Genomic DNA, 24,674 nt, shown 5'->3' with positions numbered 1-24,674 from the left:
CGTACAATATATACAATTACTGTAGGGAGGTTTACCACATGACAAAACAACGTCATCTGTTCACATCTGAGTCTGTAACTGAAGGACATCCAGATAAAATTTGTGACCAAATTTCTGATTCAATTTTAGACGCGATCTTAGCAAAAGACGCAAACGCACGTGTAGCTTGTGAAACAACAGTAACAACTGGTTTAGTATTGGTAGCGGGGGAGATTACAACTTCTACTTATGTAGATATTCCAAAAATCGTTCGTGAAACAATTCAAGGTATCGGTTACACTCGTGCAAAGTATGGATTCGATGCAGAAACTTGTGCAGTTTTAACATCTATTGATGAGCAGTCTGCTGACATCGCTATGGGTGTTGACCAAGCGTTAGAAGCGCGTGAAGGTCAAATGACTGACGCTGAGATTGAGGCAATTGGTGCAGGGGACCAAGGTTTAATGTTTGGTTTTGCATGTAATGAAACAAAAGAATTAATGCCACTTCCAATCTCGCTTGCTCACAAATTAGCTCGTCGTTTAACGGAAGTTCGTAAAGATGAAACATTAGAATATTTACGTCCAGATGGTAAAACGCAAGTTACAGTTGAGTATGATGAAAATGGTAAACCAGTACGCATCGATACAATTGTAATTTCTACACAGCATCACCCGGAAGCTACATGGGAACAAATCGATCGCGACTTAAAAGAGCACGTAATCAAAGCTGTAGTACCAGCAGAATTAATGGATGAAGAAACGAAATTCTTCATTAACCCAACTGGTCGTTTCGTAATCGGTGGACCACAAGGGGATGCTGGTTTAACAGGACGTAAAATTATCGTTGATACTTACGGTGGATACGCTCGTCATGGCGGCGGTGCATTCTCTGGTAAAGATGCAACAAAAGTTGACCGTTCTGCAGCATACGCAGCTCGTTATGTTGCGAAAAACATCGTTGCAGCTGGTCTTGCTGAAAAAGCAGAAGTACAACTTGCATACGCAATTGGTGTAGCACAACCGGTATCAATTTCAGTTGATACATTTGGCACTGGTAAAGTATCTGAAGAAGTACTAGTAGAACTAGTTCGTAACAACTTCGATCTTCGCCCAGCTGGTATCATCAAAATGCTAGACTTACGTCGCCCAATTTACAAACAAACAGCAGCTTACGGCCACTTCGGACGTACTGATGTAGATCTTTCATGGGAACGTACAGACAAAGCAGCAACTTTAAAAGAGCAAGCTAGTCTATAATATAAGAATGAAAAGCTTTGCGCGGAGCGCAAGGCTTTTTTTTTATCATATTTAGCGAGAAGACCCTACCCCAAGCGTGTAACGGTAGGTGGGGGGAGTTCAATTGTAATTAGACTGTAGCAAGGCAAACATTTCAATATCATGCCATTTACCATTTCGGAATACAGCCTCCTTACACGTACCTTCATGCTGAAAACCGAGCTTTTTATAAAGGTGAATCGCTCTGTCATTAAATGAAAAAACACGTAAGGATATACGGTGTAAGTTTAATTCTAAAAAGGCGTAATCCAATAATAAAGTTAATGCTTCTTTTCCGTATCCCTGCCCCCAATAATCTTTCTTTCCGATATCGATAATACATTCTGCATTTCGATTATGTGTATCGATGTTAATTAAAGATGTGATGCCAATGGGGAGGCTACTCTTTTTTTGTTCAATGATATAACTTTTAGAAGTAGGGGAGTGAATGATTTGCCCGCAAAATTGCTCTACTTCCTGAAATGAATACGTATCAAGATTGAGACTGGTAGCGCTCATAACTTCTATATCATTTCGCCAATGGTAATAGGTTGGAATATCACTTTCTGAAAACTTTCGTAAACGAATCCGATTTGTTTCGAACAAGTGAAAAACCTCCTTTACTTTACTGTATTATTTTGGCTCTTACATACTCCAGCACACGAACTGCAATATACTTCTCCATCAAGTTCAATATATTTTTTCATATTCGTCATTCCGCTTGGAGGAAAAGGCATATGAACCCAAGCTTTTTCATATGTTTGAATTTCTTTGTCGCATGATCTGCAAAGTGTAGGTTTTTTGCGAAACAATGGTCATCAACCTTTCTTTTGACGTGCTTTTCCGGCGCAAAATGCACTGCATAGTAAAAAGAGTGTCGCAAATCCCCATCCGCCGATTGCTGAGTATGGGACAGCGTCCTTTAATGCCATTCCAGCACTGATGGAAGCGACAAATAGAAGGATAAATACCGTTGTGAGTTTCTTATAAAGTTCCATGAACGAGCCTCCTAATTATGAAAAATTATTTAGTATATATCAGATCGTTTCGCACGAATTTAAATGCAATGAAATAAGTAGCGAGTAAGAGAGGAATCGCTGTACTTGTTAAGTATGTACGGTTAGAATCATAGGACCTCTTTTTTATGGTTATATATACCAATATTGTATCATAATGTTTTAGCCGTTCACTAGATAATTATGTAAATGTGATGTACTGCACATTTGAGAGAACTTCTATCAGGTATGATAAAATTATGAGTAGTTCATAAGAAGGAGCGAATAAAAATGAGCGTAATAGAACATAAAAAGCAAGCGCCTAAAAAAGCACACTGTAAAATTATTACAGTTTCTGATACGCGCACAGAAGAAACGGATAAGAGTGGTAAGCTATTAAAAGAATTATTAATGGAAGCAGGACATACGGTAACTGCTTATGAAATTGTAAAAGATGATAAAGAAAGTATTAGACAGGCTGTATTAAGTGGATATCATCAAGAAGATGTTGATGTGGTGTTAACAAATGGAGGAACAGGCATTACAAAGCGTGATGTTACGATTGAGGCAGTTTCGGCATTATTAGATAAAGAAATTGTTGGATTTGGTGAATTGTTTCGGATGATTAGTTATTTAGAAGATATCGGAAGCGCTGCAATGTTAAGTAGAGCAATTGGCGGAACAATCGGAAGAAAAGTTGTCTTTTCAATGCCAGGTTCTAGCGGGGCTGTTCGCCTTGCGATGAACAAATTGATTTTGCCAGAGCTTGGGCACATTACATTTGAGCTGCATCGCCAATGAAAAAACTCGCCGGAATTGTATTAGCAGGTGGTAGGTCGAGACGTTTTGGGGAGCCGAAAGCGTTGGCGATTTGGCAAGGACATACTTTTATTGAACACATCGTTCAGGTGATACAGACTACTGTGCAAGATGTAGTTGTAATTAGTCATCCTAATATAAAAGAGAAAATTGTTACTTTAGTAGACGTTCCTGTTATAGAAGATATTCCTTCCTATAAAGGAGATGGACCGCTTGCTGGGATTGTATCGGGAATGGAGCATATTGAAGCAGAATGGTATATCATTTTGCCTTGTGATACGCCGAACCTTTCAAATGAGTGGATTACCGCATTAGTAAAACAAATCAGTGAAGGCTATGAGGCAATTGTTCCAGTGATTGATGGCAGAAAACAGCCGTTATTAGCGGCATATCATCAGAGTATGAAAGAGAAAATTTATACGCTATTAGAGGAAGAAAAGCGAAGTATGGGACAACTTTTATCACAGTGTAACGTAAAGTATGTGATGGAAGAAGAATGGAACGCGGTTAAGGAATTGTTTGTGAATGTAAATACGAAAGAGGAATATGTCCGGGTACTCAAGGAGAACAAGACCAAAAAGGTATGACGTTATAGAAGTCATACCTTTTTCCTTTATGAATGGAACTTTCCTATTTAAGCAAATAGTTCAGCATTACTTTGCTGAAGCACCTCTTCATATTGCATGTATAAGCCGTGAAAAATTTCATCCCAACTTTGTGTAGTGGCATAGGATCGAGCCGCTATACTCATTTGTTTACGCGCTTCTTCGCTATTTAACAATTGATAAATGGATGATAAAAATGAGTTCGTATTTTTGGGCTCGCAAAGAAAACCTGTTTTTCCATCTGCAATAATATTTTTTACTCCGCCAGAATTTGCACCAATAACTGGTGTACCACATGCGAGAGATTCAAGCACGACATTACCAAATGTTTCTGTAGCTGAAGGAAATATCATAAGGTCAGAGCAGGCGTAAGCCTCTGCTAGGTTTTCTCTTTCCAAATATCCAGTAAAGGTTACGTTATTGGTTGGTGTAGTTTCACGTAAATCTTTAGCAAGAGGACCATTTCCAGCAATAAGCCAATGAATCGCATCTTTTCGTTCTTTTATTGTTGTATGAATAAGCCTACGAAGGGTATCAATATCTTTTTCAGGGGCAATGCGTCCGACGTATGAAAGAATGTATGAAGCAGTAATATTATATTTTTTTCGGAATACGTCTTTATTGTAAGTAGGATGGAAGAGAGCACAATCTACTCCTCGTCCCCATATATATAAATTTCGAAATTTCTTTTGAGTTAATTGCTGCAATGTTTCAGAAGAAGGGACAAAGTTTTTTTGCATATGACTGTGGAACCATTTCAAATAATTCCATAACATATTGGAGAAAAATTCAATTTTATAATATTGTAAATAAGCGTCAAAGTCAGTGTGATAAGAACCGACAAGAGGAATACCTAGTTTTTTCGCATAATACATGCCGCAAAGCCCCATGTTAAAAGGAGTAGCAACATGAATGATATCAGGATTAAATGCGAGAAGTTCCCGTCTAATACGCGGGGTTGGAAACGCAAAGCGGCATTCTGGATATAGTATTTTCAGCGGGATGCTCCTCATCTTATTCACATTGGCGACAAAATTATCTTCTGCTGTATGTTGTGGTGCGAATACAGAATAGGCAATATTTTGTTTTTGAAAATAACGAGTTAAACGATCTAAAGTTTTTGCTACACCATTTACTTGCGGTGTGAATGTATCAGTAAATATGGCGACTCTCATCTAATCTCCCCTTTACATAACAAGTGGAATGAATTGATAAAAAGAGATAATGCCAGAACATGTGCCAAGGCACATACCTACAAATACATCAGATGGATAATGAAGTCCAAGATAGATGCGGGAGATTCCCACAATCATTGCTACTGGAAGTAAAAAAAATATTAAGGTTGGATCATAACAAATAAAGGGAACAGCTACTGAAAAAATAGCTGTTGTATGACCGGATGGAAATGAATGATCTTGTAGTGGATGCAATGGGTATTTTGCATCTTGAATCGTTAAGTAAGGTCGTTTACGTGGGTACCATCTTTTTAATATTTGCACAGGAATATGACTCATTGTTAATGAAAGAGCTGCTGCAATTGCGGCAGTGTGCAGAAGTCCTTTTGAAAAGATAAGAAGGCATAACGTGAGCGAGATAGAAAAGGTTGCACCACCGATATGTGTAATCGTGCGGAAAAAGATATTTAATGTTTTTTGATCAAAGTAACGGTTAATTCCTTTGAAAATGTAACATTCTATTTTGTATAAGGAGTTGACGGATTTAGCTTTCATGAAACCTCTCTCCCCTCATTTATATATGTATTGAGATGATATCTTTTATTTTAATAAGAATTTATTGAGGGAATAATAAGATTTTGTAAAGAGAACGTTAGAGTTTTAATGAAAAAAAGCTGCCACTTTAATGGCAGCAAGTAGAACTATTTTTGCAGTGACTTATAATATTGCCCTTTTTCAACATACTGTTTGCGAATGCGTTCCATATCTTTTCGATCTTCATCTGTTAGTTCGCGAATAACCTTTGCCGGACGACCGAAAGCTAGTGTATGAGGAGGGATCTTCTTTCCTTGTGAAACTAAGCTACCGGCACCGATGAATGCACCTTCGCCAATTTCAGCACCATCTAAAATAATGGATCCCATCCCGATTAAAGCATCTTTTTTTAAAGTGCAGCTATGTAAAATCACTTGATGTCCAACTGTAACATCGTCTTCTAAAATAAGGGGATACTGTGGACTTTGATGAAGCGTACATTGATCTTGTACATTTACTCTATTTCCAATGATTGTTGGCGAAACATCACCGCGAATAACAGTATTAAACCAAATGCTTGATTCTTCGCCGATTGTAACATCACCTGTAATCGTAACGTAGTCAGCGATAAAAGCACTACTCGCAATTTTCGGATTTTTATCTTTATAAGGATATATCATGTAAAGCCTTCCTTTCCTAGAAACTAGTTTTAGTGTATCAAATTACAGAAAAGAGTGAAATGGAGGAGTTTCGTATGTGGAATTATGAAGCAGAAACAGCCAAAGCGGTAATCGTGATTGTGCACGGGGCGATGGAATATCACGGACGTTATGAGGTACTAGCAGAAATGTGGACTCATTTTGGGTATCATGTTGTTATGGGAGATCTTCCGGCTCATGGAACAACTTCAAGAAATAGAGGACATATCGACTCATTTGATGAATACATAGAGGAAGTAAAATTATGGGTGAAAGAAGCAAGGAAATATCGGCTTCCTATTTTTTTATTTGGTCATAGTATGGGCGGACTTATTGTCATTCGTATGATGGAAGAAACGAAGCGAGAAGACATAGATGGAATTATATTAAGCTCGCCATGTCTAGGTGTTTTAGCTGCACCTGCTGCTCCGCTTCGAGCTGCTTCAAAGTTGTTAAATATTCTCACACCGAAACTCCAATTCCCCACAAATCTTACAGTAGAAATGTCAACTAGGAATAAAGAAATTCGCGATGCGATGGAGAATGATTCGTTGTTCTTGCGCAAGGTGTCAGTTCGTTGGTATAGTGAATTGATAAAATCAATTGAGATTGCCCATGAAAAAATTGATGAGTTTCCAGATGTTCCGCTCTTGCTAATGCAGGCGTGTGAGGATAAACTTGTAGATAAAACACGTGTCCGTAAATGGTTTGATAACTTAAAGGTTAATGATAAGACGTATAAAGAATGGTCAAATTGTTACCATGAGCTATTAAATGAATATGAGCGAGATGAAATTTTAAGCTATATCAAAGCATTTACTGAAATACATGTAAATAACATAATAGAAACAAATAAATAATGATTTGGACATTTAATAGTGGAGATGAAGGAAGAAGTGAACGTACCGAGTAATCCCATAACGCTCATGGCGAAAGTATACCGTGATGTGTTTCCGGTTGTACACCATGAGCTAGCGATGTGGAAAGAGCGTGCCTACCATATTCCGAATGATGAGCTTCATAATCAGGCTATTGCAAGTATTGAACATAAAACGTTTCATTGTGAAGGCGGTGGTATTTTAGCACTGCTTGCAAATGAACACCGGGAGGACTGTATTCGTTTTATTGTAGCGTATCAGACAATTAGTGATTACTTAGATAACTTATGTGATCGTAGTACATCGCTTGATCCAAATGATTTTGCTGCACTTCATGAATCAATGCTGGCTGCATTAACACCAGAGAGTGAAGGAAGTAATTACTATCGTTATCGTGATGATCAAGATGATGGTGGTTATTTAGATGAGCTTGTTGCAACATGCCAAGATGTTTTGCTAAAAACAAAACACTATGACAGGATAGCGCCAATACTTCACGAGCTTGCTTGTTACTATTGTGATTTACAAATTCATAAGCATGTGAAACTAGAAGAGAGAGAACCGCGCTTGCGAACATGGTTTGAAGCTCATAAGGAAAATGTACCACCGATGAGCTGGTTTGAATTTTCCGCATGTGCAGGATCTACTCTTGGAATCTTTTGTCTTGTTGCGTATGCGTTTCATGATGAATTACTTGATGAGGATATTGCAAAGATTAAGCAAGGTTATTTCCCTTATGTACAAGGTCTTCATATTTTACTTGATTATTTCATCGATCAAGAAGAAGATCGTATCGGTGGAGACTTAAATTTCTGTAGTTATTATGAAAATGAACAAGTGATATTAGAGCGAATGAAGCATTTTGTGGAAGAAGCGGAAAGAAATATCGGTGACTTACCACATGCGAAGTTTCATCGTCTTATTAGTCGCGGTCTTCTTGGAATGTATTTATCTGACCAAAAGGTATCAGAGCAAAAGAATATGCAGCAAATGGCAAGGCGCATTGTGAAATACGGGGGGTTCACTTCACGATTCTTCTATTGGAACGGGAAGATGTACCGAAAGAAAATGGCGCAGTGATGAAAAGACCACTCTTTTTAGGAGTGGTCTTCTTTACTATATATATTTAAAAGTTGTGATTTACTTATGAAAAACATATTCTATAAAATGAAAAGTTCGATTTTCTAATTTTTTACATATCCCTCAAGGAGGTCAAGCATGCTATGAAAACAGAGAGGATGTTTTCGATACTTATTTATTTGTTGAAAAAAGATATCGTTCCTGCTGAAGAGTTGGCTAATACATTTGAAGTCAGCAAAAGAACGATTTATCGAGATATAGATGCTTTATCGGCAATTGGTATTCCTATTATTTCTTATTTAGGAAAGAATGGTGGTTTTACGTTAATTGATAACTATCAACTAGATAAATTTACATTTAGTGAAGAGGAAAAGAAATTTTTACTAGAAGGCTTGACCTTAAAAAATGAACTATTTGATAACAATCAATTATCAATGCTACAAAAAAAATTAGAGTTATTGAAAGAAAATAAAGAGGAATATCATTCCAATATCACAATATCATCATCTACATTACATAGAGAAACGATAGAAGAAGAGACAAAACGAAAGGTCAAAAAAATACTGTCTATAATTGATGAAGGAAATAAAGTCCATATTTCTTATGTGTCACAAACAGCAAATATATCTAGTCGAATGATTCAGCCTTTAAAACTAAATTTTATGAACGGTAGTTGGTATTTAGAAGCTTTTTGTGAGTCTAGAAAAGCTTTGAGATTATTTAAATTGACTAGAATAAGAAGTATGGAAATTATACATGACAATACTAAAGCGGCCTATACTGAGAAAAATGAATATGTAACGAATAAGGCAGCTAAAGTAGAGAGGATTGTATTATTATTCTCAAAAAGTGAACTTGGAAAATTATACGACTTCTTTACTGATGATGAAATAGAGTTTCTTGAAGATGGAGAGTTAAAAGTAACTTTTCAATATGATAGCAATAAAAATATATTGCCATTTCTCTTGATGTTTGGGAGGCATGTAAAGATACTAGAACCTTTATGGCTTAAAAATAAATATAGAGGTGAAATTGAATATATTTATAAAAGCTGACAGACTGTTGTCATATTATGAATGCTATACTTTCCATATTAACTAGTGGGGGGAATTATCTATGAATACAGCGATTACTGAAAAACATATTTATGGAAAAAAAGTAAGAACAAATAATCAAAATACAGATGCCATACTTAATCTATGGGAAGAATTTCTTCGTTTAGATTTAAAAGGTGATGTATATGGTGTTTATACGAACTATGAAAGTGATTTTACAGGTGATTATGATTTACATATTGGCACGGAAGAGAAACTTGTTGAGGAAAGTAATGTCATCATTCCCACTGGTAACTATCAGGTTGTAGAAGTAGATCATAACGATCCCAAAGGTGTCTTTAATGCTTGGGTGGATATTTGGAACAGTGATATCAAAAGAGCATATAAAACTGATTTTGAATTTTATTCTAAAGATGGAAGTATAAAAATATTTCTATCGGTTGAATAGTAAATAATTAACCGGTTCCTATACAAGGAACCGGTTGTTTTGCTGCAATATCAGAAAGAATTCGCAAAAAAATCGCATTCGCCTTTTTGAAGTCCGTTTCCCAATGATAACCATGAGCGAGGCGGAGTTTATTAATAAAAATTCTTCGGGTATGTTGGAGTTTTTCATAACATTGTATAGCTCATTTCAAAAGGAATATTTTTTGTTTTCATGAAATCTTCCTTCTATCTTTTTTGATAGGATACATATTTGTTTACAACGGCTTTAGCCAGACAAGTAGATGAATCCACAAAATAAAGGTTATGTAGTTCTGTACCCCATATAACATTCAAATCTGTACAAGCGATAATAACGGCATCTACGGATTCACCTAATTCTGTGCAAAGTGTACGCCATAATTTGCTTGCTTCACTTATGTTCCCCAATTTTATTTTCGATATAATTTGAGTGGTATCTCTTTGCCAGGTATCTTTATGTATGTAGTCCATACCGCGTTTGGAAATTCCATCTTGATATATGCCAGATTGAACAGTCGCATCAGTAGCTAAAAGAGCTACTTTTTTTACGTGATCGGGTATTTCTTTTATTGTTTCATCAACCATATTTAAAATGGGAACTGAAATAGAATTTTGTAATTGATTAAAATACAGATGAGCTGTATTACATGGCATGGCGATAAAATCCACACCTGTACTTTCCAGTTTTTGTGCACCATGTACAATAGCCTGTTTCATATCCTTATGATTAATAGGCCTATCCATATAAAAAGGCGTTGGACAAGAATAAATCATCATATGTGGGAAGTCCATATCGTACTTTGCGCCGTATATCTTTTGACATTGTTCAACTACTGTATCAACGAATGGCCCTGTTGATTTTGGTCCCATTCCTGCTAGTATTCCGATCATTGTTGTATCTCTCCCTAATTTCATAATCTAAATTTAGAAATTCTTGTTTTCATCTACATGTTCCTTCTTTTTCGTACAAGAGAAAGAAATAATCCTATTAATACAACTGAATATGCAAGTGCCCATGCAGTAAGCCAAAGCACACGGACAGGTAAATGATGTTCATGTTGACCAAGCATCATAAAATGATTAATAGGAGGGAAGAACCATAATAATTCTGGCATGTCTTTTTTGAGACGAATGGATGCGATTGTAATCAGTAATACAAATGAAAGGCTAAGCCAAGCTGTACTTGCTTTTTGTATGATATTTCGTGTAAATAAAGTTGTGATAGAAGTACCCAGTATAGATAAAGAAAAGTGGACAAGGAAACCAGTTATAAATAATGATACTGTCATTTTTTCGTTAAACATATGAAAGGCAATTGGGTATATAACAGATATAAGGGATAGAACACTACAAATGAGAAGTACTGTTACATATTTACTAAGGTATAAGGCCTGTATGCTTTTGGTATGAGAAAGAGTAATTTGTTCTTGAACAGGGTCTTCCGTATGAAACAGTGTGATGGTGATCCAAGCTGAAAGTAGGTAGAGCGTAAGTGCGGTTTCTAAATATGTTGTAACAATTGGATTTGGCGTATAGGCATAGACAAAGAGCAAACTTATGATGTACATCGCGATTGGTGGAACATACTTGTACGACTTTGTATAATCAAGAAAATTGTAGCGAATGAGTGCAATCATAAAGATCCTTCTTTCGGTTTTGGAATTTAGGTTGTAGCAATGTAATGGACGCATTGTTATGTAATAAATAGTGAAGTATGTCATTTGTATAAGCCTTTTCAATTTGTAATTGAATGAGGCTCTGGTTAGATGCGACATGTATGCAGCCAGATTGTTTTTGTAACTTTGTAATAGAAAATGTATACGGTACAGTTGCTTCTATGTAGATATGCTCTTTCGGGATTGCATCAGATGTTAAAAGTCTATCCTCTGCAATCGTACGATTAGCTAGTGTCACAATTCGGTCAGCAAAATTTTCTAATAGCTGTTTCTCATGGCAGGTGAAGAGAACGGTAAGACCTTGTTGTTTTAATGTAAGCAATATTTGCTCGAGTTCTTGTTGTGATTTTAGATCAAGACCTGAAAGTGGCTCATCTAAAATTAAAAGATCTACGTTGCTAAGGAGTGCTTGGATAATACCAGCCTTGTGCTTCATTCCTTTTGAAAAATTCTTTACAACGGAATGATTGACGTGCTCTAAATGAAAAAGCTCTAGTAGGGGTGGGATTTTATTTTGTAAATGCTCTTGAGATAACCCGTGAATACGACCAAGGTGATACAAATAGTCTTCCAGTGTAAAACGAATATCCTCTGGAAAATGTTCAGGTACATATCCGATTTTCATGTCGGGTTGTTTCTTGATTGTTCCAGTTGTAGGAGTAATAAATCCAGTAACTATTTTGAGGAGTGTACTTTTTCCAGTACCATTCCCACCAATAATGGCAGCTGCTTGTCCTTTTGGAATAGATAAGTGAATGTCTTCTAAGATTAGCTGTTTTCCATATCTCTTTGTTAGCCCTTTCAATTCTATCAACAAAATATTTACCTTCCTTCTTTGTAAGGTTTACACATCCATTATATGGTAATGTTTGTCGATAGGACAATAAAAAAGCCATGCAGTATATGCACGGCTTATCGCTTTTCAATCGCCACGATAAATGGTGGGTTATTTTGTTGGTTAATGAATCCGTAACGAAGCACGTGGGCTTGTGTTTGATCCAGTTCTTCAGCGAATTTCAGTACAGCATCACGTTCTATTTGTCCTTCAGGATGTCCGTGATAAATGACAAGAACGATGATTCCTTCTGGTGCCATGATGTCTAATAATTGTTCGATGGCAGCTATCGTTGAATTTGGTTTTGTAACGATATGTTTGTCACCGCCAGGAAGGTAACCTAAGTTAAAAATGGCTCCAGTTACTTTCCCTTTTGCTTCTTCTGGTAATACGGATACCAAAGTGTCGTGGCTGTCATGAATAAGAACAGTTCGTTCTTCTAGGCCTTTTTCTTTTAGACGAGCAGTCGAGTTTTCAATTGCTTCCTGTTGAATATCAAATCCAAATACTCTCCCGCTCTCTCCAATGATCTCCGCTAGAAAGCAAGTATCATGACCGTTTCCAAGTGTTGCATCTACAGCATAATCGCCTTCTTTAACAGCTGTTTGCAAAAGAGTGCGTGCAAACGGCAAGACGCGTTCTAATTTCATACTTGTTTCACCTCGTTTGCATATTTCCCTTGCCAGCTTCCGCGGCGTACAAATTCTGCATCTATGGAATTTAATACTTCCCATTTGTTTAAGCTCCACATTGGACCAATCATTAAGTCAGGTGGACCGTCACCTGTGATACGATGCACAATCATATTTGCTGGAATAATCTCAAGTTGATCGACAACGAGACTTACATAATTCTCGAGAGAAAGAAATTCTAATTGTCCTTTTTCATATTGCTTCACCATTGGTGTTCCTTTTAATAAATGGAGCAAATGAATTTTAATTCCTTGCACATCAAGTTTGGCTACTTCACGCGCCGTTTCCATCATCATGTCGTAGTCTTCAAGTGGGAGACCGTTAATAATATGAGAGCATACTCTAATGCCGTGTTTACGAAGCTTGTTTACACCTTCCACATATGACGGATAGTCATGGGCACGGTTAATAAGATTTGCTGTGCGCTCGTGAACAGTTTGTAGTCCAAGTTCGACCCAAAGATATGTCCGTTTATTTAAATCAGCTAAATATTCCACAACATCGTCAGGTAAGCAGTCAGGGCGAGTGGCAATGGAAAGACCAACAACGTCTTTTTCTGCTAAAAGTGGTTCGAATTTTTCTTTTAACACTTCTAATGGAGCGTGTGTGTTTGTGTATGCTTGGAAATAAGCGATACACTTTCCATCTTTCCATTTTGAATGCATTTTTTCTTTCATTTCATGATACTGCGTTATAACATCATCGCGGCGATCACCAGCAAAGTCACCAGAACCGGCAGCGCTGCAAAATGTGCATCCGCCGTATGCAACTGTGCCATCACGGTTTGGACAATCAAATCCAGCGTCTAATGAAACTTTAAAGATTTTTTCGCCGAACTCTTTTCGTAAGTGATAATTCCACGTATGGTAACGTTTATTGTCATTTGTATATGGAAAAGGGTTTTGAGCCTTCATTACATATCCCTCCTAAAACCTAAAATGAAACAAAATCCATTATAACATACTCATAAGGTCAATATGGAAGGGACACACTAAGGGGGAATTAACGGCAAGGAGGAAAAATGTAATGGCAGAGCGTCAATCACTTGAAGAATATATTACGCAAGCAGAGCAAGCGATCGAATATGCAAAAGAACAATTAGATATTGGAAGTAGACAAGAGCATTACAACACAATGGAGTATTCTGATGCGCAGTTAAAATTGGAACAGGCTTATAACGATTTACAAGTAATGCAGCAACACGCAAATGATGAACAGCGTGAACAGTTAAACCGTGCACGTATGGCGGTTCGTCAATTGCAGCATCAAATGATTATTACACCGCACTAATAAGGAGTGAATGAAAGTGGCAAAGCGTTCAGATCAAAACAATCCAGAGCAAAAAACACAAAATGGGCATAACGCAGAATTTTCAAATGAACTTGATCCAGTAGTACAAGCAAAACAGCGGAATCGTAAAAAGGGACAACCGCAAAAATCGAAACAATCAGAGTAAGCCAGGTCGCAGTATGACCTGGTTTTATTTTTTGTAATTCTGAGCATCTACATTATAATTAAGTTTCAAGTAAGAATAGTAACGGAGGAATGAATGATGATTGCACATATCGGTACAGTAGCAGTTTACGTAGAGGATCAACAAAAGGCACTTGAATTTTGGACGGAACAGGCTGGATTTGAAGTATACCGTAATGACCCAATGGGACCAAATGCAAGCTGGATTGAAGTAGGACCAAAAGGAACACGTTCTCACTTAGTTATTTATCCAAAATCAATGATGCCAAATGCAAATGAATTAAAAGCATCGATCGTATTTGTAACAGAAAATATTACAGAAACGTATGAAACAATGAAGAAGAACGGGGTAGAGTTTACGCAAGAGCCGAATGAAATGGCGTGGGGAACGTTCTCTATTTTTAAAGATAATGAAGGAAATGAGTTTGTTTTAAAGGGATAATGCCATGAAAAGCTGAGTTTATCTAAACTCAGCTTTTTTATTTATATTACAAAAGTGTAAGGTAAATGTAATGTTAAGCAATGGCAGATATCTTCCAAAAGGCGCAAACTAGGAAATGGAAAAACAAGCGTAGGAGGATATATATGAACAAACCAGTGGTAGACGTAAAAAATGTTCAAAAAGTGTACGGTAAAAAGGGTGAGAGCCAATCACACGCATTAAAGGGCGTATCATTCTCCATTCAAGAGGGGGAATTCGTTGGAATTATGGGACCATCTGGTTCTGGGAAAACAACATTACTAAATGTAATTTCAACATTAGATAAAGCAACGGGCGGCGTTGTTGAAATTGCAGGTACAGATATTACGAAAATGAAGCAAGGTGAGCTTTCTGATTTCCGTTCTCAAAAATTAGGATTTATTTTCCAAGACTTTAATTTATTAGAGAACTTATCAATCTATGAAAACATCGCTTTACCGTTATCACTTCAAGGTGTTCCATCACGTAAAATTGGACCAAAAGTAGAGAAGGTAGCGGAAATGCTAGGGATTTCAGCAATACTTCAAAAGTACCCGTCTGAAGTATCTGGTGGACAAAAACAACGCTCAGCAGCAGCGCGTGCACTTGTGCATGAACCAGCAATCATTTTAGGAGATGAACCAACAGGAGCACTTGATTCTAAAAACGCAACAAGTCTTCTAGATGCGATGACAAATTTAAACGAAGAACAAGGCGTTTCTATTATGATGGTTACTCACGATCCATATAGTGCAAGTTACTGTCAGCGTATTTTATTCATTCAAGATGGAGAGCTATACAAAGAAATTCATCGCGGTGGTACGCGTGAAGCGTTCTATAAAGAAATTTTAGATGTACTTGCAGACTTAGGTACACAAAAAGTATAAGAAAGGAGGTTCAGGCATGTTATTTAAGCTTTCTATGTCAGGACTAAAAAGTAAGCTGAAAGACTATATCGTCTTACTTGTTGGTCTTGTTATGTCTATTTCAATTTTTTATATGTTTCAAACGTTAGCACTGAATAAGGCGTTTCTTGAATCGAATTCTATTATTAGGTCGATTGGATTTGTATTCCAAGCTGGTTCATTCTTACTAGCAATTATCACGTTTTTCTACATTTTATACGCGAACTCTTTCTTACTATCACTTCGTCAAAAAGAGTTCGGTATGTATATGATGCTAGGAGCAAAAAAGTATAAGATTACACTACTTATGTTTATGGAAACAATCATTATTGGAGTAGCATCTCTAGTAATTGGGATTACAGTAGGAGTAGGTCTTGCACAAGGAATTGGGCAGCTACTTATGAAGCAGCTTGAGTTTACTGCAGGTGGTTATCAAGCATTTTATGTCCCATCAATGACTGTTACTTGCATTTTCTTCTTTGCACTATTTGTGTTATCTGCAATTATGAACAGTATTAAGCTATCACGTATTTCAGTCTTACAACTTGTTCATGCAGATGCACAAACAGAGCGTGTTGCGGTGAAAGGAAAATTGACGGGTGTAGTAGCATTTTTAGCAATTGTTTTATTAGGCATTGGTTATGCTTCCATGGTTTATATGGAGAAGTTAAGAGAAATGGGAATTATTATTGCGTTAATTACAACAACAGCAGGCACTTACATGCTATTTGGATCTGCCCTACCATTTATTATTAAAAAGCTAAAGAGCAATAAGAAGCGTAGTGAAAAGGGTCTTAACGCATTTACATTTGCGCAATTAAACTTCCGTATTAATAGTTTAACAAAGGTACTTGCAACAGTTGCGATGTTAATTGCACTTGGTGCAGGAGCAATTTCTGGCGGTATGGCTTTTAAAAATAATGTTATGAAGACTGTTGATGGTGTTGAAATATATGATTCAGTGGTTCATAACCCAACAGCAGAAGAAAAGAAAATTTTAGATGGTATTCCATTTAAAGAAAAAAGTGAATATCGTTACAAAACAGATGATAAATATGTTTACTACTTAAAAGAAGATTTAGAGAAAAATCGCCCATTGGTACGCGATGGTGTAGGTAAAGAAAGTTTTGATAAATTTAAGAAGGTTTCTGAAGAGCTTCCCGTAGGTGCTATTTCAAGAAATATGAACGAAAAAGATGCGAATACAAAAAAACTTCCAGAAGAATGGGAGGAAGCTTTTAGAACGCTTCAGCCATTTTATTTATTCCCTGATCAAGCAATTAAAATTGTCGATCAAAAAATGTACGATGGTATAAAAGGTAAAGAAGGTATTGTATGTATTGGAAAAACAGATGATTTTGTAGCATATACAAAAGAATGGAAAAAACTTGACCAGTTGCAACTAGATAAATATAAAAATATAAAGGCAGATAATTTACAAACTAAATATGTGATGTATACTGGGTTTCACGGTATGGCAAGTGGAACAGTATTTATGGGCTTCTTCCTCGGAATTGCTTTCTTAGCAATGATGGCAAGTTGTTTAATGTTTAAAATTCTTTCTGGTGCATCAAAAGATATTACGCGTTATCAAATGCTTCGTAAAATCGGTGTTCGCCGTGAATTATTAACGAAGTCTATCTATAAAGAGTTATTCTTAGTGTTCTTATTCCCAGCGATTGTAGGTATCGCTCACGTATTGGTTGGTATGAACATTTTCGGATTTATTTTACTTGATCCGTATTTCCGTATTTGGCTTCCAATTGTTATTTTCGTAGTCATTTACGCAATTTATTACTTCATTACAGTTCAATTGTATAAAGGAATAGTTCTTCCGAAAGAAGACTAAGATTTAGAAAATACCGAGCAGAGGGTGCTCGGTATTTTTTGATTCAAACGTTTAAGGCGACTGTTTTTTATAAGTATTAAGGAGCTAATTTCAAAAAAACTATTAATAAGAAAAAACAGAAAACACTTGCAATGTTACTTAATTACGGTTTAAACTATAATTAAGTAACATAAAGATACGGAAAGGAGAGATGAACAAGTATTGTTTAGTAAAACATAAATAAGGGATAAAAATTATGAAACAACGTATTACGAAGCCCATCTTTAGAAGATAGGAGGAAACAATTTTGAATACACAAAATGAATCGCTATTTCGTCTAGTTGGTACCATGCTGAAATCAAAAGATGTTATAGTATTTTCCTTTTTATCTCTTGTGTTTTTTGTTATTTCAACCTATTTTTATAACGTTAAATTCCCCAACCATAAATATCCTGAGTTTTTAGGGATATTAAAATCTATTGCTCCAGTTGTGTAGTGCATAAATAACTTTAATGATAACAGGCAACATATATGGAAATCTTCAGATATGATAAGATAAAATGATACAGAATAAGAGAAATGAGAACAGTGAGTATGTATCATATGATGAGGAGAATACATGTATGGAATGTGTAGAAGCATTAAAGGATATTAAGCAAATTCAAGCGATGAAGAAGTATTTAGAGGAACACTCAAAACGTGATTATTTATTATTTGTTTTAGGGATTAATACAGGCCTTAAAATTACTGAATTATTAATTATAAAAGTTGAAGATGTTTTAGATGAAGGTGGAACAATTAAAGATTTTTATTTGCTTCCTGGAAAAGATGAAAAATATAATCAAGATATTTATTTGAATTCAAAAGTAAAAGATGCTCTTTTAGATTATTTTCAATCCTCTCAAGTAGAGAAGGAGCAATATATATTTCAATCCAATAAAACGAAAAATCCGATTACGCGTCAACAAGCGTATCGTATTATTCATCGGGCAGCTGAAGAAATTGGCATTCCTGGAAAGATTGGAACAAACTCTATGCGAAAAACATTTGGTTACCATGCATATAAACGAGGGGTAGCAATTGCACTTCTTCAAAAACATTTTCATCATGCTACTCCATCTGAAACGTTAAAATATCTTGGGATCTCGAAAGAAGAAAAGTTTAAAACAAAAATTGATGTAGATTTATAAAACAAACAGTATTACAAATTAAACATACCAAGGAGGAAATATAATGAATATTAGAGAAAGTGAGCTTCCGGGTATCGGTTATAAATTTGAAGTAATTACTAAAAATAACGAAAAAATGGTGATTGTTATTCATGATGATGGACGCAGAGAAATGTACCATTTTGATTCTAGTCATGATGAAAGTATTTCAAGTATCTCTCTTCGTGACTCGGAAGCAAGACAAATCGCTGCCATATTAGGGGGGATGGTATATAAACCACAAGCCTTAGAAACAATTGAAATGGTGTTTGAGGGATTAGCAATTGAGTGGTTTAAAGTTGAAAATAGTGCTTCAGCAATCGGTCAAACAATTGGCGATCTCGGAATAAGAAAAAAATACAATGTAACTGTGATTGCAATCATGAAAAAGAATATGAAGAAGTTATTTAATCCAGGACCAGATTCTGTAATTGACGCAGGTGATATGCTAGTTCTATCTGGAGAAAGGCTAGAGATTAAAAGATTTATTAAGGAATTACTTTCAAATGGGGGGGATTGATAGTCGATGAATACTTTGATTTTAGAAGTTGGAACAGCCTTAGTTTTAGTTGCAATTGGTGCAATACTTGCTGGGAGATTTAAATTTTCCATTATTCCCTTCCTTATCATCCTCGGAATGTTAGTGGGGCCTCATGCTCCTGTAATTGGTGTTATCGATTTCAGATTTATAGAAAGTGCAGAAGTTATTTCTTTTCTTGGGAGAATCGGTGTCCTCTTCCTTCTTTTTTACCTGGGTTTAGAGTTTTCCATGAAAAAACTAATTAAATCCGGTCGCTCTATTGTTACTGGTGGAACAATATATATCCTCATTAATTTTACTTTAGGGTTATTATATGGGTATCTTGCTGGTTTTCCTTTGTTAGAAATATTAATTATAGCAGGTATTATTACAATTTCTTCTAGTGCTATTGTGGCAAAAGTAATAGTGGATTTAAGAAGAACCGGTAACAATGAAACAGAACTAATCTTAGGGATTATTATGTTTGAAGATATTTTTCTTGCTGTATATCTATCAGTAGTTTCTGGACTGGTTCTCGGAGATCATGCATCATTTTTAGGTGCAATTACTTCTATAGGTATCGCGTTAGGATATATGCTGCTATTCTTTATAGTGGCAAGAAAAGCTACCCCTATTTTAAATAAGTTATTAGATATTAGTTCAAATGAAATATTTATTATCGTAGTATTTGCAGCTTTATTCTTTATAGCTGGTATTTCAGAAACGATTCATGTTGCGGAAGCGATTGGAGCTCTTCTATTAGGACTCGTTTTTTCTGAAACAGAACATAGTGATCGAATTGAACATCTTGTTGTTCCTTTCCGTGATTTCTTTGGAGCTATCTTCTTTTTCAGTTTCGGTTTAAGTATAGATCCGTTTTCACTTGGTGGGGCTGTATGGTTAACACTAGGAGCAGTTCTATTAACAATCTGCGGAAACTTTGTAGCTGGAATGATTGCTGGACGTAAAGCGGGGTTATCCCATAAGGCTTCTGTGAATATTGGATTAACAATTGTATCAAGAGGAGAATTTTCTATTATTTTAGCGAATATCGGAATGGCAGGTGGCTTAATGGCTACAATTAAACCATTTTCAGCTTTATATGTTTTGATATTGGCATCTATAGGACCTTTACTAGCGAAGGAATCCAATAGGATATATGCTGTATTAGATAAAATATTTAAATGGAGTTCTAAAGAGCGGTCAAAATCAGAAATAGGATGAATCCACAGTGGGAAATTAAAATATAAAGATTAATCATAAATAGTTCTATTGATGTAATTACAAAACAGAATGCAAGTTATAACAGGAAATCATGTGGGATAGAATGTATGTTTTAGAGATCGATTCCAATATAGAAAGGAGCTGCCTCAAAAGACTACTAAAAGCGGTCTTTTGAGGCAGCTCCTTTTTTTATATATAAGATTTATGCTTCTGAACAAAATTTCTTAGAGAACAAGGAATTAAAATGGGTTTCAATACACGGTTATAATAAGAATGAACCATTACAAGAAAATATTTTTTATTTTTTGTCACAAATAGCAAATTTGTGGTTTCTTTATAGTGAAAGTGGCTAATAAGGAGGAAGAAACGAGTGGAGGTGAAAGCTTCATTGTTAAATATATATGAACAAGATTCAGTTTCTAATATACAGTTTCAAGATGTATTTAAACAATATTATGCTCACGTTGTGAGACAAATTATGCGAATTGTGCGAGAGCAAGCGATTGCTGAAGATTTAGCGCAGGAAGTATTTTTGCAATTATATCATACAGAATGGAAAGAGATTGAAAGTGTATCGGCATGGCTGGCAAAAGCATCTATTTATGCAGCATATAACTATTTGCGATCTGAAAAAAGGCATCAAGCAAGAATTGAAAAAGAAGCAAATTATAAACAATCAATGAGTAGTCCGTCATCGGAAGAGAAATGTATTCAAAAAGAAGAAATTACTCGTGTACAAAGTACATTAAAAGAAATGGATGAGCGTGAACGTACCCTCTTATTAATGAAGTTTTCGGGATTTCAATATAAAGAAATCGCGGAGGCTACTCATATGGAAGTTTCCTCGGTTGGAACATTGCTAGCACGAGCGAAAGCGAAATTTCGGAAGATGTATAGAGGGATGAAGGAGGAGTGACAAATGAAATGCCAAGATATTGGATTTATTCAGGCGTATTTAGATGGAGAATTAAACCGCGATGAAAGAAAGCAATATATTCAACATCTTGACCATTGTAAAGCATGTCAAAAGGCGTTAGAAGAAGTAAGTAAGCTTAATCAATGGGTAGAAGTTGTATTGGATGATGAATTCACAAACGTTAGTGAAGAGATTGATATCGATGTTGAACAAGCTTGGGAAACCTTTGAACAAAATATACAAAATCATAAAACGGAAGAAACAAACAGTGAAGAAAGTAAAAAGAAGGGAAGATGGCATAATATGAAGAAATCATCTAAACGTTGGATTACTGCAGCAGCAGCGGCAGCAGTTGTATGTGTGTCTTTAACAGTTCCAGAAGTACGGGCAGGAGCAAATAACTTGTTATCGATTTTTCGAGTAAAGGATGTGCAGTTCGTTCAACTTACCGATTCGGACTTACGTGAAATTGAAGGATGGATCTCTAATATGGAAGAAGGAGAGAAGTCCATTAAAGGAATTGGTAAAATAGGAATCGAAGATAATGGAAGCAAAAAAGATGCTCATTTTCAGTCGGAACAGCAAGCAAGAGAAGCTGGGTATGCAGTTCCAAAAGTGCCAAATGGATATCGGGTAACGAATGTGGATGTGAATTCGTCATTTATTATGCAATTTGAGCTCGATACAGAAAAAGCTAATAAATTATTGAAACAACTACAAAGCAATACTGAGTTTGAAAGTGCTTTGAATGGTAAGCAGTTTTCAATCACAGTTCCGGAATCAGTACGTACTCAAATAGAAGTTGAGGGCAATCGAACATCAGGCGCTTTTTCCTATAATGTAATTGATGCACCAAAAATTTCTGTTCCAGAAGGTGTAAATGTTACGAAATTACAAAAAACAGTTTTAGAGCTTCCGATTATTCCAGGGAATGTGAAAACACAACTTGCAGGTATTCAAGATTGGACACATACATTGCCAATTCCCTATGTAGCAAAAGGTGCAAAAGTATCGGAGACAAAGGTTCAAGGAGTAAAGGCCGTCTTATATAGTGCTGAATATGAAAGTGTACTTATTTGGGAGAAAGATGGGAAAATGCACATGGTCGAGCAACATAAAGAGCAAGAGAAAGAATTGAATGCAAACGATCTTATTAAACTTGCAAATGAATTAAAATAATGATTGAACAAGAGCGGCTCCGCGAAATGGGGCGGCTCTGTTCCTGTATAGAGCGGGGGTAAAACATGAAACAAGACTGGATTATTCAAACGAAGAACTTAACAAAACAATATAACGGAAAAGGCGGTATCCACAACATTTCATTAGATGTGCCGCGCGGTACTGTATTCGGATTTATAGGTCCTAACGGTGCAGGGAAAAGTACGTTTGTGCGAACGATGCTTGGATTGATTCATGCGGATTCGGGAACAGCGCAAATGTTAGGACAGCCGATTGGGACAATAGAATCAAAACGGCGTATTGGCTATTTACCTGAGCTGTTTCGCTATCCTGATTGGCTGACCGGATGGCAGTTACTTGAAACACATGCAAAACTATGCGATCTTCCTTCTCGTGAGCGGAAAGCAAAAATGAGTGAGGTTATTGAAAAAGTTGGCTTAAAGGGTAGGGAAAAAGAAAAAATTCGCGGTTATTCAAAAGGAATGCAGCAACGTATCGGACTTGCGTGTGCCCTGCTTTCTGATCCGGAATTGATTTTTTTAGATGAGCCAACATCTGCGCTTGATCCAATCGGGCGGAAAGAAGTGCGTCATTTAATGGAAGAGCTTCGGGACCAAGGGAAGACAGTATTTTTAAACAGCCATCTATTAAATGAAATTGAACATGTATGTGATCACGTGGCGATTATTAATAAGGGAGAGTTAATTGTCCAAGGAGATTGGCGCTCGTTGATGATGATTCAAACGGAAATTGAAGTAACACTTGGTGAAAAGAGCGAATTGTTCTTTAAACAACTGCCTTCGTTTGTTAAAAATGTACGGAAGATAGAAGAACAGCAAAATCGTAAGCGTTGGATTATTACGCTACAACAAGAAGATGACATTCCTAGATTGTTAGAAGCATTTGTGGCACTACATATTCCAGTGTATCAGTTAAATCCGGTTCACCCGCATTTGGAAGATGTGTTTATGTACTGGGTAAATAAGAAAGAGGGGACGCGGCATGTGGACAATCGCCAAGTTATCATTTAAAGAAATTCTGTTAAAGCGTATTTTTACTATTACGTTATGTATGACATTTGTCTTTTTAATATTTTATGGGGTGGCCATTCATTATGCAGTTAGTGAAATTCTTCCAGGAGAATCTAGCGGTATTTCGGCAGCTCAAGACTTTATGGGTAAGAGTTTCTTTTCTACACAGCTTCTTGGAGTGGGGTTGTACTTTTCTTCGTTTATTACGGCGTTGTTAGCTATTTTAAGTAGTGTTGGCAGTATTGCCAATGAAATTGAAAGCCATCAAATTGATACGTGGTTAACGAGGCCAATCTCACGCTTTTCCTTTTTAATGGGAAAATGGATCGGCTTATGCTTGTTACTGATTGCGTACGCAGCCTTTCTATTTATAAGTATCGTGCTTATTCATCAAACAATGGGAGGGAGCGCGTTTCATTTAGATTTCACGGCGACGCAGATTATAAAAGCATTGGCTCTCTTCTTGATCCAGCCCGTTATTTTAATTAGCATCGCGATATTACTAAGCACGCGTATGGCAACATTAAATGCTGGCATTGTGTTAATTATTTTGTACGGAACTGGATTTATTGGCGGATTTGTTGAACAAATCGGTACATTGGCACAAAAAACAGCACTTGTAAACATGGGCATAATCGCAAGCCTTTTATTCCCAATTGATACAATGTATCGTAAAATGACAATCTATTTATTTGATTCAGGAGACAATCCTTTATCAATAGCCTCACAAGGAGTGTTCGGGAGTGTTTCAGCGCCGAGTAATATGATGATTGTTTATGTTGTTTTATATGTGCTAGCAGCTATTTTTATAGCGATTCGTACATTTAAATCACGTGATTTATAAGGGGATGAAATTTCAGTGTATTCTCCCAATTTTGTAAAGCGTGAACGAAAACCCACCTCTTTATGTAGATGTGGGTTTTATATATATCTATTTTAATTTTTTCGACATCTTTGTCTAGCTCTGCCTCCTAGGCCCTCATGTCTAAGAACCTTCCACACGAGAAGGTAAAAAACACCTTCTGCGTGAAAGAACCTTAGCCAACAGGCCTAAACAGCCGGCTCCGCTTTTCTTTATAAGTCACTGCCGTGCAGAATACACCATGATCGCTACTTTTAGACCTTGCATGTCGCAGGAAAAGGCCCTGACGGTTTCTATGCGTGACC

At 36.4% G+C, this 24,674-nt stretch carries 31 protein-coding genes; 20 read left to right on the top strand and 11 right to left on the bottom strand.

Annotation, left to right across the window (positions count from 1 at the left end; all coding sequences use genetic code 11):
* Nucleotides 1-38 precede the first annotated feature (38 nt).
* Nucleotides 39-1,238: a methionine adenosyltransferase gene (metK, locus tag QRY57_RS23475; protein WP_026593801.1), complete on the top strand. Its 1,200-nt coding sequence runs from the start codon at nt 39-41 to the stop codon at nt 1,236-1,238.
* A gap of 99 nt (nt 1,239-1,337) precedes the next feature.
* Here metK and QRY57_RS23470 read toward each other — a convergent pair whose 3' ends face one another.
* The 3 genes from QRY57_RS23470 to QRY57_RS23460 are packed head-to-tail and all read right to left on the bottom strand — an operon-like array spanning nt 1,338 to nt 2,254.
* Nucleotides 1,338-1,862: a GNAT family N-acetyltransferase gene (locus QRY57_RS23470; RefSeq protein ID WP_286016243.1), complete on the bottom strand. Its 525-nt coding sequence runs from the start codon at nt 1,860-1,862 to the stop codon at nt 1,338-1,340.
* A gap of 14 nt (nt 1,863-1,876) precedes the next feature.
* Nucleotides 1,877-2,068 (bottom strand): hypothetical protein, encoded by a 192-nt coding sequence (locus QRY57_RS23465; RefSeq protein ID WP_090688097.1) that lies wholly within the window; start codon nt 2,066-2,068, stop codon nt 1,877-1,879.
* Between the two features lie 6 nt (nt 2,069-2,074).
* Entirely contained in the window at nt 2,075-2,254 is a 180-nt protein-coding gene (locus tag QRY57_RS23460) for a hypothetical protein (RefSeq protein WP_208017243.1), read from the bottom strand.
* A gap of 288 nt (nt 2,255-2,542) precedes the next feature.
* Between QRY57_RS23460 and QRY57_RS23455 the strand changes: the two genes are divergently transcribed.
* The gene (locus QRY57_RS23455) at nt 2,543-3,052 is read left to right on the top strand and encodes a MogA/MoaB family molybdenum cofactor biosynthesis protein (RefSeq protein WP_286016242.1); all 510 of its coding nucleotides are present in this window, start codon (nt 2,543-2,545) and stop codon (nt 3,050-3,052) included.
* Entirely contained in the window at nt 3,049-3,657 is a 609-nt protein-coding gene (locus tag QRY57_RS23450; RefSeq protein WP_286016241.1) for a molybdenum cofactor guanylyltransferase, read from the top strand. The genes QRY57_RS23455 and QRY57_RS23450 overlap by 4 nt, the downstream gene beginning before the upstream one ends.
* Nucleotides 3,658-3,704: 47 nt before the next feature.
* On the opposite strand, the gene QRY57_RS23445 is transcribed toward QRY57_RS23450, so the two are convergent.
* The 3 genes from QRY57_RS23445 to QRY57_RS23435 form a co-directional block, all read right to left on the bottom strand.
* A complete protein-coding gene (locus tag QRY57_RS23445) occupies nt 3,705-4,850 on the bottom strand; it encodes a glycosyltransferase family 4 protein (protein WP_286016240.1) in 1,146 nt (381 codons plus the stop codon).
* A gap of 12 nt (nt 4,851-4,862) precedes the next feature.
* On the bottom strand, nt 4,863-5,405 hold the full coding sequence (locus tag QRY57_RS23440) for a phosphatase PAP2 family protein (RefSeq protein WP_286016239.1): 543 nt from the start codon (nt 5,403-5,405) through the stop codon (nt 4,863-4,865).
* 146 nt (nt 5,406-5,551) lie between these two features.
* A complete protein-coding gene (locus QRY57_RS23435; protein ID WP_098489156.1) occupies nt 5,552-6,064 on the bottom strand; it encodes a gamma carbonic anhydrase in 513 nt (170 codons plus the stop codon).
* A gap of 74 nt (nt 6,065-6,138) precedes the next feature.
* On the opposite strand from QRY57_RS23435, the gene QRY57_RS23430 reads away from it, so the two are divergent.
* From QRY57_RS23430 to QRY57_RS23415, 4 genes are all read left to right on the top strand, one after another.
* On the top strand, nt 6,139-6,942 hold the full coding sequence (locus QRY57_RS23430) for an alpha/beta hydrolase (RefSeq protein WP_286016238.1): 804 nt from the start codon (nt 6,139-6,141) through the stop codon (nt 6,940-6,942).
* 36 nt (nt 6,943-6,978) lie between these two features.
* Nucleotides 6,979-8,040, top strand: a complete 1,062-nt coding sequence (locus tag QRY57_RS23425) for a tetraprenyl-beta-curcumene synthase family protein (protein ID WP_026593791.1) — start codon at nt 6,979-6,981, stop codon at nt 8,038-8,040.
* A gap of 107 nt (nt 8,041-8,147) precedes the next feature.
* Nucleotides 8,148-9,095 carry a helix-turn-helix transcriptional regulator gene (locus QRY57_RS23420; protein ID WP_349775683.1) on the top strand — a complete coding sequence of 316 codons (948 nt, stop codon included), beginning with the start codon at nt 8,148-8,150 and terminating at the stop codon, nt 9,093-9,095.
* Nucleotides 9,096-9,156: 61 nt separating this feature from the next.
* Complete coding sequence (locus tag QRY57_RS23415) at nt 9,157-9,543, top strand: GyrI-like domain-containing protein (RefSeq protein ID WP_286016237.1); 387 nt, start codon at nt 9,157-9,159, stop codon at nt 9,541-9,543.
* 224 nt (nt 9,544-9,767) lie between these two features.
* On the opposite strand, the gene QRY57_RS23410 is transcribed toward QRY57_RS23415, so the two are convergent.
* The 5 genes from QRY57_RS23410 to mnmL form a co-directional block, all read right to left on the bottom strand.
* Nucleotides 9,768-10,451 carry an aspartate/glutamate racemase family protein gene (locus QRY57_RS23410; RefSeq protein ID WP_286016236.1) on the bottom strand — a complete coding sequence of 228 codons (684 nt, stop codon included), beginning with the start codon at nt 10,449-10,451 and terminating at the stop codon, nt 9,768-9,770.
* A 53-nt stretch (nt 10,452-10,504) separates the two neighbouring features.
* Complete coding sequence (locus QRY57_RS23405; protein WP_286016235.1) at nt 10,505-11,197, bottom strand: ABC transporter permease; 693 nt, start codon at nt 11,195-11,197, stop codon at nt 10,505-10,507.
* Nucleotides 11,166-12,053, bottom strand: coding sequence for an ABC transporter ATP-binding protein (locus tag QRY57_RS23400; protein WP_286016234.1), 888 nt, complete (start codon nt 12,051-12,053; stop codon nt 11,166-11,168). Before QRY57_RS23400 ends, QRY57_RS23405 begins: the two co-directional genes overlap by 32 nt.
* 95 nt (nt 12,054-12,148) lie before the next feature.
* Nucleotides 12,149-12,721 carry a tRNA 5-(aminomethyl)-2-thiouridylate-methyltransferase MnmM gene (gene mnmM, locus QRY57_RS23395; RefSeq protein WP_286016233.1) on the bottom strand — a complete coding sequence of 191 codons (573 nt, stop codon included), beginning with the start codon at nt 12,719-12,721 and terminating at the stop codon, nt 12,149-12,151.
* Complete coding sequence (mnmL, locus tag QRY57_RS23390; protein ID WP_286016232.1) at nt 12,718-13,677, bottom strand: tRNA modification radical SAM protein MnmL/YtqA; 960 nt, start codon at nt 13,675-13,677, stop codon at nt 12,718-12,720. Before mnmL ends, mnmM begins: the two co-directional genes overlap by 4 nt.
* A gap of 112 nt (nt 13,678-13,789) precedes the next feature.
* Here mnmL and QRY57_RS23385 point away from each other — a divergent pair, with 112 nt between their 5' ends.
* The 13 genes from QRY57_RS23385 to QRY57_RS23325 all read left to right on the top strand — a co-directional run bounded on the left by QRY57_RS23385 (nt 13,790) and on the right by QRY57_RS23325 (nt 24,351).
* Nucleotides 13,790-14,053, top strand: coding sequence for a YtzC family protein (locus QRY57_RS23385; protein ID WP_026593783.1), 264 nt, complete (start codon nt 13,790-13,792; stop codon nt 14,051-14,053).
* Between the two features lie 16 nt (nt 14,054-14,069).
* The gene (locus QRY57_RS23380) at nt 14,070-14,219 is read left to right on the top strand and encodes a hypothetical protein (protein WP_003208774.1); all 150 of its coding nucleotides are present in this window, start codon (nt 14,070-14,072) and stop codon (nt 14,217-14,219) included.
* 96 nt (nt 14,220-14,315) lie between these two features.
* On the top strand, nt 14,316-14,678 hold the full coding sequence (locus QRY57_RS23375) for a VOC family protein (RefSeq protein ID WP_026593781.1): 363 nt from the start codon (nt 14,316-14,318) through the stop codon (nt 14,676-14,678).
* A gap of 143 nt (nt 14,679-14,821) precedes the next feature.
* Nucleotides 14,822-15,583: an ABC transporter ATP-binding protein gene (locus QRY57_RS23370; RefSeq protein WP_286016231.1), complete on the top strand. Its 762-nt coding sequence runs from the start codon at nt 14,822-14,824 to the stop codon at nt 15,581-15,583.
* A gap of 16 nt (nt 15,584-15,599) precedes the next feature.
* Nucleotides 15,600-17,450 (top strand): FtsX-like permease family protein, encoded by a 1,851-nt coding sequence (locus tag QRY57_RS23365; RefSeq protein WP_286016230.1) that lies wholly within the window; start codon nt 15,600-15,602, stop codon nt 17,448-17,450.
* 286 nt (nt 17,451-17,736) lie between these two features.
* Entirely contained in the window at nt 17,737-17,925 is a 189-nt protein-coding gene (locus QRY57_RS23360; protein ID WP_286016229.1) for a hypothetical protein, read from the top strand.
* 127 nt (nt 17,926-18,052) lie between these two features.
* On the top strand, nt 18,053-18,619 hold the full coding sequence (locus QRY57_RS23355) for a tyrosine-type recombinase/integrase (protein ID WP_090688065.1): 567 nt from the start codon (nt 18,053-18,055) through the stop codon (nt 18,617-18,619).
* A gap of 43 nt (nt 18,620-18,662) precedes the next feature.
* Nucleotides 18,663-19,157 carry a cation:proton antiporter regulatory subunit gene (locus QRY57_RS23350; protein ID WP_026593776.1) on the top strand — a complete coding sequence of 165 codons (495 nt, stop codon included), beginning with the start codon at nt 18,663-18,665 and terminating at the stop codon, nt 19,155-19,157.
* A 6-nt stretch (nt 19,158-19,163) separates the two neighbouring features.
* The gene (locus tag QRY57_RS23345; RefSeq protein WP_090688062.1) at nt 19,164-20,381 is read left to right on the top strand and encodes a cation:proton antiporter; all 1,218 of its coding nucleotides are present in this window, start codon (nt 19,164-19,166) and stop codon (nt 20,379-20,381) included.
* Nucleotides 20,382-20,751: 370 nt separating this feature from the next.
* Nucleotides 20,752-21,297: an RNA polymerase sigma factor SigX gene (locus QRY57_RS23340; RefSeq protein ID WP_286016228.1), complete on the top strand. Its 546-nt coding sequence runs from the start codon at nt 20,752-20,754 to the stop codon at nt 21,295-21,297.
* A 3-nt stretch (nt 21,298-21,300) separates the two neighbouring features.
* Nucleotides 21,301-22,476: an anti-sigma factor family protein gene (locus QRY57_RS23335; RefSeq protein WP_286016227.1), complete on the top strand. Its 1,176-nt coding sequence runs from the start codon at nt 21,301-21,303 to the stop codon at nt 22,474-22,476.
* Between the two features lie 65 nt (nt 22,477-22,541).
* Nucleotides 22,542-23,507, top strand: coding sequence for an ABC transporter ATP-binding protein (locus tag QRY57_RS23330; RefSeq protein ID WP_286016226.1), 966 nt, complete (start codon nt 22,542-22,544; stop codon nt 23,505-23,507).
* A complete protein-coding gene (locus QRY57_RS23325) occupies nt 23,479-24,351 on the top strand; it encodes an ABC transporter permease subunit (RefSeq protein ID WP_090688052.1) in 873 nt (290 codons plus the stop codon). Before QRY57_RS23330 ends, QRY57_RS23325 begins: the two co-directional genes overlap by 29 nt.
* Nucleotides 24,352-24,674 lie beyond the last annotated feature (323 nt).

This window comes from Bacillus arachidis (assembly GCF_030285945.1).
Taxonomy (GTDB): Bacteria; Bacillota; Bacilli; order Bacillales; family Bacillaceae_G; genus Bacillus_A; species Bacillus_A arachidis.
This window is presented reverse-complemented; position numbering and strand designations above follow the sequence as displayed.